Raw genomic sequence first — 13,622 nt, forward strand, 5'->3', positions numbered from 1 at the left:
GGGTGGTGCCATGCAGTTCGACGACGACGCCGATCTGGACACGTCCGAGGTCAAGGACGTGCGCGGCAGCCGGATCCCGGGCGGCAGAGCCACCGTGGGCGGCGGGATCGCGGGTGTCATCGCACTGGTCCTGGGACTGCTCTTCGGTGTCGGACCCGATCAGCTCGGCCTCTCATCGGGCGGCTCGGACACGACCGCCACCGCGTCCTCGGCGGCCCAGGTCGAGCAGAACTGCCGGACCGGACAGGACGCCAACACCAAGGACGACTGCCGGATCGTCGCGGTGGTCAACAGCGTGCAGGACTACTGGAAGCAGGAGTTCGCCCGGCGCGACGCGACGTACGGGAACGCCCGCACGGTCCTGTTCACCGACCGGATCAACACCGCCTGCGGCTCCGCGACCTCGGCCGTGGGGCCCTTCTACTGCCCCGGCGACCGGCAGGTCTACCTGGACCTGGGCTTCTTCGACGAGCTGCGGACGAAGTTCGGATCGAGCGGCGGGCCGTTCGCCCAGGCGTATGTCGTCGCGCACGAGTACGGACACCACATCCAGAACCAGACGGGGACGCTGGCCCGCTCGCAGGACGGGCGGACGGGCGAGAACAGCAACGCGGTGAAGGTGGAGCTCCAGGCGGACTGCTACGCCGGGGTCTGGGCGCACCACGCGACGACCACGCCCGACGAGTCGACCGGACGGCCGCTGATCACCGAGCTCACCCGGGCGGACATCCGCGACGGCCTGGACGCCGCCGCGTCGGTCGGGGACGACCGGATCCAGGAGAGGTTCCAGGGCCGGGTCACCCCGGAGTCCTGGACGCACGGCTCGGCCGCGCAGCGGCAGGAGTGGTTCACGAACGGCTTCCGCAGCGGCGACATGGCCGGCTGCGACACCTTCCGCTGACCTGCGGGAACCGTCTGCACGCCGTCGCCGGACAGGTCGTTGTCAGTGCCCGGTGGAAGACTGAGACGCAGATCACACACGAGGCGCGCGCGGAATACGGGCGGCGCGAGAAGGGGTGAGCGCGATGGCAGGCGCAACGGCGGGCGTTCCGTCGGTCTATCCGACGATTCTGTACGACGACGCGAAGGCCGCGATCAGAACGCTGACGGAGGGCCTCGGATTCACCGAGGAAGCGGTGTACGAGGGCGAGAACGGCACGGTGCTGCACGCGGAGCTGTCCTGCGGGAACGGCCGCGTGATGCTGGGTTCCAAGGGCCGCGGGGGGATCTTCGCCGAGGCGATGCAGGGGTCGGGTCCGGTCGGGGTCTATGTGGTGGTGGACGAGGTCGACGCGCACCACGCACGGGCCGTGGAGCACGGGGTGGAGATCCTGATGCCGCCCACCGACCAGGACTACGGCTCGCGTGACTACATGGCGCGGGACGCGGAAGGCAATGTCTGGAGCTTCGGGACCTACGCCCCGGGCTCATCCGACTGACCCGGGCTCATCCGACCGACCCGGGCTCATCCGACTGAACGGCATCGGGCGGCATCGGACTGAGCGGCATCGGACCGGTCCCGGACTGAACCGGTCTCGGACCGAGCGGTTCGGGACCGAGCCGGTACCGGGCTGAACCGGTACGGGACCGGCAGCGCGGCGGTCGCGGGCCGGGCCCGTGGCCGCCGCGCGGTGCGCGGGCCGGCTCAGGCGCCGCCGGTGTGCACCTGGAACGCCGCCTTGCGGACGGCCTTGGCGAGGGCGGGGTCGGGGTGGGCGGCGGCCAGGGCCACCAGGACCTGGACGGTGCGCGGATGGCCGACGGCCCGCACCTCGTCGAGCAGGGCCGGGACGGTGCCCTGCACGGCCGAGTCGAGATGGCGGACCAGCAGCCCCGTCTCGCCGTGGTCGGCGACGGCCGCCGCGGTGTCGACCCAGAGCCAGGTGGCCTCCTCGCGGCTGAGGACGTCCTGGGCGTCCTCGGGGTCGGCTCCGTCGTACTCGGCGAGCCAGAGCAGCGCGTAGGGGCGCAGCGACGGGTCGGCGACGACGGCGCGCACCTCGGGCTCGGCGGGTGCGCCGACGACGCGGAGTGCCTCGAAGGCGAGCCCGCGCAGCAGTGCGTCCTCGCCCCGGGCCACACCGAGCAGTTCGGCGACGGCGCTGCCGACGGGACGGGCGGCCAGCCAGGCGCGGTATTCGGCGCGGGCGGGTCCGGGGGTGAGGCGGGCGCAGCCGAGCAGCATGTCGGCGGCGGACTGTTCGATGTTCCCGGCCGGGCTCTGGGCGGCGACACAGATCTGTTCCAGCTTGACCCAGACCGCCCAGTTGCCGAGGGGGGTCAGGGTGGCGTGGCCGGGGCCGAGAGTGAGCGCCCCGACGGCGGCCAGGCCCTCCAGTGCCCAGTCCAGCAGGAGGGCGACCAGGTCGGCGGAGTGGGCCGTGGGCGGCGCCTCGGTGGGGGCGGGCAGCGGCTGCGGCCCGTACGGCACCTCGCAGCGCTCCTCGTGCAGTTCGGCGACGCGCTGGCCGAGGAGGTCCAGCAGGGCCGGCACGGTGACCGGGCCGGCCGAGAGCTGGAGGAGGGAGAGCACCTGGGGCACGGCCTCGACGGCCTCGGCGACCGCGGTGGACTCGATGTCCCGTGGGGCGGGGTGGACGAGCGACCAGGCGTCGAAGAGCGCCACCCAGCCGCGGAGCACGGCGGAGTCGTCGCGGTCCCAGGCGCGCAGCCGCCAGCCGGGCCGTGCGGTGTCGCCGTGCAGTTCCACGAGTCCGGCGAGGCGGGCCCGGTCCCAGCCGGAGCGCACCTGGGCCGGGGACAACTCCAGCGCCGCCGCGGCCCGTTCGAGGGCCTGGGCGGCCAGGGGCGGGGTGCCGGGGCTCGCACCGTCGGCCGCCCAGCGGGCGATCCGTACGGCGTCGGCCAGGGCGGTCCTGGCCTGACGGGCCAGTTCCGCGCGGGGCGGAGTGCCCTCGGGCGGGCGGGGCGCGGGCCTGGTGCGCCGGGTGATCACGGCCTTGCGGGCGGTGGCGAGGGGTCGCGGGCGGACAAGTCGCAGCCTGGAGTCGCGCGGGGTACGGGACGTCACGGGAGCAGTCTTGCCTCTGACGGCCCGAAAGCCCAAACGGAACCCGGAGCGCCGGTGCCGGAGGGTGCCCGCACCGGCCGGGACCAATCGGCCGAAGCGGCACATCGGCTCACATCAGGGGCGTGAGGAAGCGGCGCAGCGTCTCTTCGTAGCGGGCCGGGTCGGCGTTCCACATCGCCGCATGCGGAGCCTGGGGTACGGAGTGCAGGGCGACCAGGTCCGGCCGGTGGGCGGCGAGCTGCCGGGACGGCTGCCAGGGGGCCAGGGTGTCGTCGGGGCCGTGGAAGATCAGCACCGGGACATGCAGTGTCCGGGGCAGGGATGTGTCCAGGAGCCTGGCTCCGCGCAGTCCCGTCTGTCCCTGGGCGGCGCGGACGGCGAGGGGCAGCAGTGCGGACGGGACGCCCCGGGCGGCGGCCAGGGCGCGCAGGGTGGTGGCCCAGTCCAGCACCGGGGAGTCGAGGACGAGGCCGCAGATCCGGTCCCTGAGCGCGGAGTTGGCGCAGGCGTGCAGGGCCATCGAGGCGCCGGTGGACCAGCCGTGCAGGATGACCTTCTCGGCGCCGTAGCGCACGGCGAAGCGGATGGCGGCGTCCAGGTCGCGCCATTCGGACTCGCCGAGGTGGGAGAGTCCGTCCGGGGAGCGCGGGGCCCCGGCGTCGCCGCGGTAGGCGAGGTCGAGCACCGGCAGCTGCTGTCCGTGCAGGAAGCCCATCACGTTCAGCGGGTGTTCCCGGGTGGTGCCGATGCCGTGCACGGTGATGACCCAGGTGTCACGGGGCCCGGGAACGAACCAGGCGGGCAGGCCGCCGAGTTCGCCGGGGATCTCCACCTCGCGGAAATCGAGGCCGAGGGCCGTGGCGGGGTCGCCGCTGTACAGCTCCGGGGTGAAGCGGACCTGGGCCCCGGGGAGCAGGGTGCCGCGGCTGACGCGTTCCAGCCGGCGCACGACGGTGTCGGGGGCCTGGTGGGCCTGGTCGATCACCGGTCCCACGACGGCGTGGACGTCGTCGCCCACCAGTCCGTAGGTACCGGGGCGCAACGACGTGAAGGACCGGGTCAGGGTGACCTGTCCGGCCGCCGTCGCATGCACGGTGAGCCTGCGGTCTGCGGGGAGGGGACGTCCGGACGGCGCCTTGAGGGCGACGTCGCCGGCGTACCGGCCGGCCGCGACCGCTGCCGCACCGGCGCCGAGGATGGTGGTGACGACTGCTGCCGTCGCTTTAGCCGGGCGCACGGCTTCAGTGTCCGGGGCGCCACCGCACGCTGCCAGCGGACGGGGGCCGTCCGGGGAGGGGGCCGTCCGGCGGGCGGTACGGCAAGGGGCGTCCGGTGCGGAGCCCACACGGCCGGAGCCCACACGGCCGGAGCCCACACGGCCGAGGCCCACACGGCCGGAGCCCGCCGGGCAGCGGCAGGCCGAGGCCGGGTCCGGACCTGATTCAGCCGGGCTGCTGCCCGTATCCCTTCAGCGCTTCCTGGACGTCGCCCAGCTGGTCCGGTGTCAGCAGGGCCGGGGAGCGGCCGGGCACGGAGCTCGCGGCCAGCCAGACGCGGCAGAGCCATTCGAGCTGGGCGGTGCGGTCGTACGCCTCGTCGAGGGTGGCGCCGTAGGCGACCGTGCCGTGGTTGGCCAGCAGACAGCCCGTCCGGTCGCGCAGGGCCGTGAGCATGTTCCCGGCCAGCTCGTCGGTGCCGTACCGGGCGTAGGCGGCGACCCGGACGGGGCCGCCCAGCATCGCGGCGGCGTAGTGCACCGACGGGACCTCGGCGACCAGGGTGGAGACGGCCGTGGCATGCACCGCGTGGGTGTGCACGACGGCGGCGGCGCCGGTGTTCCGGTAGACCGCGAGATGGAGCGGGAGCTCGCTGGTGGGGGCCAGCTCGCCGAGGACCCGGTTGCCTTCCAGATCGACGCCGACGGCGTCCTCGGGCCGGAGCCTGTCGTACGGCACTCCGCTCGGGGTGACCAGGACGGTCGCGCCGACCCGCGCCGACACGTTGCCGGAGGTGCCGACGACGAGACCCTCGGATGCTGTCCTGCGGGCCGTGGCGACGACCGCGCCCCAGGCCTGTTCGATCGAATCCCGCCGCTGCTCGCTCATACGAAGATCCTTTCAACGGATGAGCGACACCTTGCCACCCCTCCCGCGAAGGCCCGCCCGAACCCCGGATTCCGGGCCCACACCGGCCTGTGCCGGAATCGCACCACCGGCCGACACCCGAACAGGGCAGTGGCACTCCGGTTGGGGTCACCACAACGCCCTTCCCAGTTCATCTTCCGTTCACCCAGATTGCCTACGGTCCACGTGCCACTGACGTCGAACGATTGCCTGGGTAAATGGAACACATCACGCTGCTGCTCGCGATTGTGATCGTGACAGCTCTAGTGTTCGATTTCACGAACGGTTTCCACGACACCGCCAACGCGATGGCCACCACCATCTCGACCGGTGCACTCAAACCCAAGACAGCGGTGGCCATGTCCGCCGTTCTCAACCTCGTAGGCGCGTTCCTGTCGGTGGAGGTCGCCAAGACGATCTCCGGCGGGATCATCAACGAAGACGGGCTCAGAACCGAGGTCATCTTCGCGGCCCTGGTGGGCGCCATCCTGTGGAATCTGCTGACCTGGCTGGTCGGACTGCCCTCCAGCTCCTCCCACGCACTGTTCGGCGGCCTCATCGGCGCCGCGGTGATGTCCGCGGGCTGGTCGTCGGTCGACGGCGGCACCGTGGTCACCAAGGTGCTGCTCCCCGCGGTCGCCGCGCCGGTCGTCGCCGGTCTCGCCGCGCTGCTGGCCACCAAGCTCACGTACCGCATCGGCGGGAAGATCCGCAGCGACGCCCAGGGGAAGGCCACCGCCAAGGGCTACCGCGCCGGCCAGATCGCCTCGGCCGGGCTGGTCTCCCTCGCCCACGGCACCAACGACGCGCAGAAGACCATGGGCATCATCACGCTCGCCCTGGTCACCGGCGGCGTCCTGGCCCCCGGCTCCAACCCGCCGGTCTGGGTCATCGTGAGCGCCGGCCTCGCCATCGCGCTCGGCACCTACCTGGGCGGCTGGCGCATCATCCGCACCATGGGCAGCGGCCTGACCGAGCTGAAGCCGCCGCAGGGCTTCGCCGCCCAGACCAGTGCGGCCACCGTCATCCTGGCCTCCTCGCACCTCGGCTTCTCCCTCTCCACCACCCAGTCCTGCTCCGGCGCCGTGATGGGCGCGGGCCTCGGCCGCAAGGGGGGCGTGGTCCGCTGGTCCACCGCCACCCGGATGTTCGTCGCCTGGGGTCTGACCCTGCCGGCCGCCGGACTGGTCGGTGCGGGTGCCGAGCTCCTCACCAAGCAGGGCACCTGGGGCGTCGTGGTCGTCGCGGCGCTGCTCATCGCCGGCTCCGGAGCGATCTGGATGCTGTCGCGCCGCAAGCCCGTCAGCCACGAGGACGTCGCCCCGGCCGGTGCGGACGCCGAGCCCGCGGGGGTCGTCACCACGGCCATCGCGGCCGTCAGCCCGCCGCCCACCGCGGCCGCCCAGACCACCCACGACCTCACGGCCACCATCCCGGCCCCGGCCGGACCCGTCTCCGACCCGGCCCGACCCGCCACGGTCTAAGAGCCTCCGGTAAGGACAGATCATGCACATCGACTGGGCCGCCCTCGGCACCGTCTTCGGCGTCTCTCTCGTCGCCACCGTCGCGCTGGTGGGCCTCTTCACCCTCGGCATCGTCGGCCTCTCCAAGCAGCCCGAACCGGCCGCGCAGGGCGGTTCGGCGGGCGGATCGCTCATGCTGGCCCGTGCCGGCGCGTACGTCTGCTTCGGACTGTGCGCCGCGGCGGTGGCCTACGGCATCTATCTGATCGTCGCCTGACGCCACACCCGCCCCATTCCGCTCGTACGCATCGGGCCGGACACACCTCGTGTGTGTCCGGCCCGATGTGTGTCTGCGCACACTGCGCCGCCGCAGGTCAACGGCAAGTTGACGGGTGTTCGCGGAGCGTGGTGGACTGCCGGAGCCATTACGGCGACAGCAGAGGAAGCCGGTGCGAATCCGGCGCGGTCCCGCCACTGTCACCGGGGAGCAGTCCCCCACCCGTACGTCACGGTCCACGCAAGCGGGCTGGAAGACCGGGGGAACTGCGGATCCGGAAGCCAGGAGACTCTCGTCGCCGGTCACGTCGAACCAGGGCGCGGACCCTGAGTGAGGACATATCGTCATGCCCGCCTGCCGTGCGTCCATTCCTGTACCGCTTCTGCCAGCAGTTGCCCGTACGAAGGTCCTTCGAGGCGTAACGGCCGGCTGAACCGTGCGTGCCGATCGCATTTTCGCGTACGGCGCCACGGCCGGTCTGATCGGCGATCTGCTGCTCGGTGATCCCCGCAGGGGGCACCCGGTCGCCGCCTTCGGGCGGGCCGCGGCAGGCGTCGAACGCCGTCTGTGGCGCGACCACCGCGGGTGGGGCGCACTGCACACCCTGATCTGCGCCGGAGGCGCCGCCGGGGGCGCAGCGCTGGCCTCCCGTGCGCTGCGCCGCCACCCCGCCGCGTCCGTCGCCCTGACCGCCGCCGCCACCTGGTCCGTCATCGGCGGTACGTCGCTGGGGCGCGAGGCCCGGGCCATCGGTGGCGCGCTCGCCGCCGGGGACATCGACCTGGCCCGTGAGCGGCTGCCGCATCTGTGCGGCCGCGACCCGCACTCCCTGGACGGGCCGCAGATCGCCCGTGCCGTCGTGGAGTCCGTCGCCGAGAACACCTCGGACGCCGTGGTCGGCGCCCTGGTGTGGGGCGCGCTGGGCGGGGTCCCCGGACTCGTAGGCTTCCGGGCCGCCAACACGCTCGACGCGATGGTCGGCCACAAATCGCCGCGCTACCGGCGCTACGGCTGGGCCTCGGCGCGCCTCGACGACGTCGCGGGCTGGCCGGGCGCCCGGCTGACGGCCCTGCTCGCCGTGGCCGCCGGGGGGCGGCCACGGGGAGCGGTCCGGGCCTGGCGGGCGGACGCGGCCAAGCACCCGAGCCCCAACGCGGGCCCGGTGGAGGCCTCGTTCGCGGGCGCCCTCGGCGTACGGCTCGGCGGGACCCTCGCCTACGGCGGCCGGGTCGAGCACCGGCCCGTGCTCAACGGGGAGACCGGCCGGGCGGTGGAGAGCGCGGACATCGAACGCGCCGTACGGCTGTCGCGCCGGGTGAACGCGCTGGCCCTCGGCGTGAGCGTGGCGGCCCGCCTGGGCATCGGCCTCGCGGCACGGCGCATCGCGGGCTCCCGCACCCCGGGGGCCACCGGCGCAGCGCCCCGTACCGCAGCGCCCCGTACCGCAGGACCTCGACTCTCTGGACGGAGACGGACATGAGCGGTGGACTACTGGTCGCCGGGACCACATCGGACGCGGGCAAGAGCGTCGTCACGGCGGGCATCTGCCGCTGGCTGGTGCGCCGGGGCGTGAAGGTGGCGCCCTTCAAGGCGCAGAACATGTCGCTCAACTCCTTCGTCACCCGCGAGGGCGCCGAGATCGGCCGCGCCCAGGCCATGCAGGCCCAGGCCGCCCGGGTCGAGCCCACCGCCCTGATGAACCCGGTCCTGCTCAAGCCCGGCAGCGACCGCTCCAGCCAGGTCGTCCTGATGGGGCGCGCGGTCGGCGAAATGAGCGCCCGCGGCTACCACGGCGGCCGGCAGGAGCAGCTTCTGTCCACCGTCGTGGACTGCCTGGAGCAGCTTCGGGGCACGTATGACGCAGTGATCTGCGAGGGGGCGGGCAGTCCGGCCGAGATCAATCTGCGGCGCACGGACATCGTGAACATGGGCATCGCACGGGCGGCACGCTTCCCGGTGGTGGTCGTCGGCGACATCGACCGCGGCGGGGTCTTCGCCTCGTTCTTCGGTACGACGGCGCTGCTCGCGGCCGGGGACCAGGAGCTGATCGCCGGCTATCTGGTCAACAAGTTCCGCGGCGACGTCTCCCTGCTGGAGCCCGGCCTGGACATGCTGCTCGACCTGACCGGACGGCCGACGTACGGGGTGCTGCCGTTCGCCCACGGCCTCGGCATCGACGAGGAGGACGGGCTGCGGGTCTCGCTGCGCGGCACCGTACGGGAGTCCGTCGTCGCCCCGCCGCACGGCGAGGACATCCTGCGCGTCGCCGTGTGCGCCGTGCCGCTGATGTCGAACTTCACCGATGTCGACGCGCTCGCCGCCGAACCGGGCGTCGTGGTGCGGTTCGTGGACCGCGCCGAGGAACTGCACGACGCGGACCTCGTCATCGTGCCCGGCACCCGCGGCACCGTGAAGGCGCTGGCCTGGCTGCGCGAGCGCGGGCTCGCCGACGCGCTGCAGCGGCGCGCCGCCGAGGGACGCCCCGTCCTGGGCATCTGCGGCGGCTACCAGATCCTCGGCGAGCACATCGAGGACGACGTGGAGTCGCGCGCCGGGAAGGTCGACGGACTCGGACTGCTGCCCGTGCGCATCCGGTTCGACCGCGAGAAGACCCTCGCCCGGCCGGCCGGCGAGGCGCTCGGCGCCCCCGTCGAGGGGTACGAGATCCATCACGGCGTCGCGGACGTGCGCGGCGGCGAGCCGTTCCTCACCGACGGCGGCGGGCAGCGTCTCGACGGCTGCCGCTCCGGAGCCGTGTGGGGCACCCACTGGCACGGCTCGCTGGAGAGCGACGCGTTCCGGCGCCGCTTCCTGACCGAGATCGCGCGGGCCGCCGGCCGCCGTTTCGTCCCCGCCCCCGACACCTGTTTCGCCGAGCTGCGCGAGGAACAGCTCGACCGCCTCGGCGACCTCATCGAAGAACACGCGGACACCGACGCGCTGTGGCGGCTCATCGAGTCGGGCGCACCGGCAGGACTTCCCTTCATCGCCCCCGGAGCACCTGGAGCACGCGCATGAACGCCCCGTCGAACGCCCCGCTGAGCACCGTGCTGCTGTTGTCGACCGCCGACACGGATCTCCTCGCCGCCCGCGCCTCCGGCGCGCCCTTCCGGATCGGCAACCCGACCCGTATCGACGCCCGGGAGGAACTGCCCGCGCTGATCGAGGGATCCTCCGTCGCCGTGGTCCGCCTGCTGGGCGGCAAGCGCGCCTGGGAGGACGGGCTCGCGGTCCTGAAGGCGTCGGGCATCCCGACCGTGCTGCTCGGCGGTGAGTCCGTGCCGGACGCGGAGCTGATGGCGGACTCGTCCGTACCGGCCGGGGTCGTCGCCGAGGCGCTGCGCTACCTGGTGGAGGGCGGGCCGGACAACCTCGCCGAGCTGGCCCTCTTCCTCTCCGACACCGTCCTGCTGACCGGGCACGGCTTCGCCGGACCGCTGAAGATGCCCGAGTGGGGGCTCCACGGCAGCCGTACGTTCACCGAGGGCCGCCCGACCGTCGGCGTGCTCTTCTACCGGGCGCACCACCTCTCCGGCAACACCTCGTTCGTCGATGTGCTGTGCGACGCCGTCGAGGCGCGCGGCGCCAACGCCCTGCCCGTGTACTGCGGTTCGCTGCGCGGCGCCGACGCCGGACTGTACGAGCTGCTCGGCCGGGCCGACGCCCTGGTCGCCACGGTGCTCGCGGCCGGCGGCACCCGGGCGTCGGACGCCTCCGCCGGGGGCGACGACGAGGCCTGGGACATCGGCGCGCTCGCCGATCTGAACGTGCCGGTGCTGCAGGGGCTCTGCCTGACGTCCTCGCGGGCCGCATGGGACGCGTCGGACGCCGCGCTCTCCCCCATGGACGCGGCGATGCAGGTCGCCATCCCGGAGTTCGACGGGCGGCTGATCACCGTGCCGTTCTCCTTCAAGGAGCAGGGCCCGGACGAGGTGCCCGTCTACCGCGCCGACCCCGAGCGCGCGGCCCGCGTCGCCGGGATCGCCGTGCGCCACGCCGTCCTCAAGCACAAGACCAACGCCGAGAAGAAGCTCGCCCTGGTCTTCACCGCCTACCCCACCAAGCACTCCCGCGTCGGCAACGCGGTCGGCCTGGACACACCCGCCTCCGCCGTCCGTGTCCTGGACGCCCTGCGTGACGCCGGTTACGGGGTCGAGGGCCACCCGGACAACGGCGACGAGCTGATCCACCGCCTCATCAACGCCGGTGGCCACGACGTGGAGTGGCTGACCGAGGAGCAGCTCGCGGCAGCCCCCGCGCGGGTGCCGCTGGCGGACTACCGGGAGTGGTTCGCGAAGCTGGACCCGGCGATGCGGGATTCCATGCTGGAGCACTGGGGCGAGCCGCCGGGCCAGTTGTACCTGGACGGCGACGACATCGTCCTCGCCTCGCTCCAGTTCGGGAACGTGGTGGTGCTGATCCAGCCGCCGCGCGGCTTCGGCGAGAACCCGATCGCGATCTACCACGACCCGGACATGCCGCCCTCGCACCACTACCTGGCCACCTACCGCTGGCTGGAGAACACCTTCGGCGCGGACGCCGTCGTCCACATGGGCAAGCACGGCACGATGGAGTGGCTGCCCGGCAAGGGCCTCGGCCTGTCCGCCGGCTGCGGCCCCGACGCGGTCCTCGGCGAACTCCCGCTGATCTACCCGTTCATCGTCAACGACCCGGGCGAGGGCACCCAGGCCAAGCGCCGCGGCCACGCCACCGTGGTGGACCACCTGGTGCCGCCGATGGCCCGCGCCGACACCTACGGCGACCTGGCCAAACTGGAACAACTGCTCGACGAGTACGCGCTGGTCAGCGACCTGGACCCGGCCAAGGCGCCTGCGGTACGGGCGCAGATCTGGACGCTGGTCAAGGCCGCGGAGCTGCACCACGACCTGCATGTCGACGCGCAGCCGGGCGACGACGACTTCGACTCGTTCGTCATGCACATCGACGGCTACCTCTGCGAGATCAAGGACGTCCAGATCCGCGACGGCCTGCACATCCTGGGCGGCGGCCCGGTCGACGAGGCCCGGGTCAACCTGGTCCTCGCGGTGCTGCGCGCCTCGCAGGTGTGGGGCGGTACGGCGAACGCGCTGCCGGGTCTGCGGGCGGCCATCGCCGAACACTTCGGGCTCAGCGAGAAGGAGCTGCTGGCCGAGCCGGGCGCGGCCGTGAAGGTGCCCGCCGAGCTGAGCGAGCTGGTGGACGGCCCGGCACGGACGGGCGCGGACGCGATCGACCTGCTGGAGCAGCTGTGCCGCCGCCTCGCGGAGGGCATGGAGGCACGCGGCTGGGAGCTCTCGGCGGTGGCCGGCCTGGCGCGGGAGGTGCTTGGGTTCGAACTCCCTGACGCCGTCGCCGTCCTGGGCTTCGCCTGCGAGGAGGTCGTGCCCCGGCTGGCCCGCACGACGGACGAGATCGATCACATCCTGCTGGCGCTGGACGGCGGCTTCGTCCCGGCGGGGCCCTCGGGTTCGCCGACGCGCGGACTCGTCAACGTCCTGCCGACCGGACGCAACTTCTACTCCGTGGACCCGAAGGCGATTCCGTCCCGGCTGTCGTGGGAGGTCGGCCAGTCGCTCGCGGACTCGCTGATCGCCCGGTACCTCGCCGACACGGGCGACTACCCGAAGTCGGTCGGCCTCACCGTGTGGGGCACCTCCGCCATGCGCACCCAGGGCGACGACATCGCGGAGATCCTGGCGCTGCTCGGCTGCCGCCCGGTGTGGGACGACGCCTCGCGCCGGGTGACCGGCTTCGAGGTGGTGCCGGTGAGCGAGCTGGGCCGGCCGCGCATCGATGTGACGGTCCGCATCTCGGGCTTCTTCCGGGACGCGTTCCCGCACGTGGTGGGGCTGATCGACGACGCGGTACGGGCGGTGGCGGAGCTGGACGAGCCGGCCGACGCCAACTACGTACGGGCGCACGCCGACGAGGACACCGCGGAGCACGGTGACCGCCGACGGGCCACGGCACGCATCTTCGGCTCGAAGCCGGGCGCGTACGGGGCGGGGCTGCTGCCGCTGATCGACGCGCGGAACTGGCGCAGCGATGCGGACCTGGCCGAGGTGTACGCGGTCTGGGGCGGTTACGCGTACGGGCGCGGGCTCGATGGGCGGGCGGCGCGCGGGGACATGGAGACGGCGTTCCGGCGGATCGCGGTGGCGGCGAAGAACGTCGACACGCGGGAACACGACTTGGTGGATGCCGACGACTACTTCCAGTACCACGGTGGCATGGTCGCCATGGTGCGGCATCTGACCGGGGAGTCGCCCGAGGCGTACGTGGGGGATTCGGCCACGCCGGACCAGGTGAAGACGCGGACGCTCGGCGAGGAGACCCACCGTGTGTTCCGGGCGCGGGTGGTCAACCCGCGCTGGATGGCGGCCATGCGGCGGCACGGGTACAAGGGCGCCTTCGAGATGGCGGCGACCGTGGACTACCTGTTCGGGTACGACGCGACGGCGGGGGTCGTCGACGACTGGATGTACGAGAAGTTGTCCGCGGAGTACGTGTTCGACGAGACCAATCGGGACTTCATGAAGAAGTCCAACCCCTGGGCGTTGCGCGGGATTTCGGAGCGGTTGCTGGAGGCGGCCGAGCGGGGGCTGTGGGCGGAGCCGGACGCGGAGACGCTGGAGCGGCTGCGGGCGACGTATCTGGAGCTCGAGGGCGACCTGGAGGGGGACGAGTGAGCGGGCGTTGCGTGGCGCCTGTGGCGGGTCTGTCCCCTA

10 protein-coding genes and 1 riboswitch are annotated in these 13,622 nt (G+C 72.9%); of the genes, 7 read left to right on the plus strand and 3 right to left on the minus strand.

The genetic code is table 11. The annotated features are described in order from the left end of the window. The first annotated feature begins 10 nt into the window (after positions 1-10). On the plus strand, positions 11-901 hold the full coding sequence (locus OG782_RS08010) for a neutral zinc metallopeptidase (protein ID WP_406448742.1): 891 nt from the start codon (positions 11-13) through the stop codon (positions 899-901). A 124-nt stretch (positions 902-1,025) separates the two neighbouring features. After that, positions 1,026-1,439, plus strand: coding sequence for a VOC family protein (locus tag OG782_RS08015; RefSeq protein ID WP_406448744.1), 414 nt, complete (start codon positions 1,026-1,028; stop codon positions 1,437-1,439). Between the two features lie 206 nt (positions 1,440-1,645). Here OG782_RS08015 and OG782_RS08020 read toward each other — a convergent pair whose 3' ends face one another. The 3 genes from OG782_RS08020 to OG782_RS08030 form a co-directional block, all read right to left on the minus strand. Next, a complete protein-coding gene (locus tag OG782_RS08020) occupies positions 1,646-2,956 on the minus strand; it encodes a hypothetical protein (protein WP_406458911.1) in 1,311 nt (436 codons plus the stop codon). 184 nt (positions 2,957-3,140) lie between these two features. Then, positions 3,141-4,268, minus strand: a complete 1,128-nt coding sequence (locus OG782_RS08025; RefSeq protein ID WP_406448746.1) for an alpha/beta hydrolase — start codon at positions 4,266-4,268, stop codon at positions 3,141-3,143. A gap of 205 nt (positions 4,269-4,473) precedes the next feature. After that, positions 4,474-5,136: a class II aldolase/adducin family protein gene (locus OG782_RS08030; RefSeq protein ID WP_406448748.1), complete on the minus strand. Its 663-nt coding sequence runs from the start codon at positions 5,134-5,136 to the stop codon at positions 4,474-4,476. 236 nt (positions 5,137-5,372) lie between these two features. Between OG782_RS08030 and OG782_RS08035 the strand changes: the two genes are divergently transcribed. The 5 genes from OG782_RS08035 (at position 5,373) to cobN (ending at position 13,583) form a co-directional block, all read left to right on the plus strand. Beyond that, on the plus strand, positions 5,373-6,638 hold the full coding sequence (locus OG782_RS08035; RefSeq protein WP_406448750.1) for an anion permease: 1,266 nt from the start codon (positions 5,373-5,375) through the stop codon (positions 6,636-6,638). 22 nt (positions 6,639-6,660) lie between these two features. After that, positions 6,661-6,894, plus strand: coding sequence for a hypothetical protein (locus OG782_RS08040; protein WP_406448752.1), 234 nt, complete (start codon positions 6,661-6,663; stop codon positions 6,892-6,894). A gap of 161 nt (positions 6,895-7,055) precedes the next feature. After that, positions 7,056-7,186, plus strand: a riboswitch (cobalamin riboswitch). A 144-nt stretch (positions 7,187-7,330) separates the two neighbouring features. Further along, positions 7,331-8,374 carry a cobalamin biosynthesis protein gene (locus OG782_RS08045; protein ID WP_406448754.1) on the plus strand — a complete coding sequence of 348 codons (1,044 nt, stop codon included), beginning with the start codon at positions 7,331-7,333 and terminating at the stop codon, positions 8,372-8,374. After that, a complete protein-coding gene (locus OG782_RS08050; protein ID WP_406448756.1) occupies positions 8,371-9,912 on the plus strand; it encodes a cobyric acid synthase in 1,542 nt (513 codons plus the stop codon). The genes OG782_RS08045 and OG782_RS08050 overlap by 4 nt, the downstream gene beginning before the upstream one ends. A 20-nt stretch (positions 9,913-9,932) precedes the next feature. After that, positions 9,933-13,583: a cobaltochelatase subunit CobN gene (gene cobN, locus OG782_RS08055; RefSeq protein WP_406458913.1), complete on the plus strand. Its 3,651-nt coding sequence runs from the start codon at positions 9,933-9,935 to the stop codon at positions 13,581-13,583. Positions 13,584-13,622 lie beyond the last annotated feature (39 nt).

This window comes from Streptomyces sp. NBC_00876 (assembly GCF_045207435.1).
Taxonomy (GTDB): Bacteria; Actinomycetota; Actinomycetes; order Streptomycetales; family Streptomycetaceae; genus Streptomyces.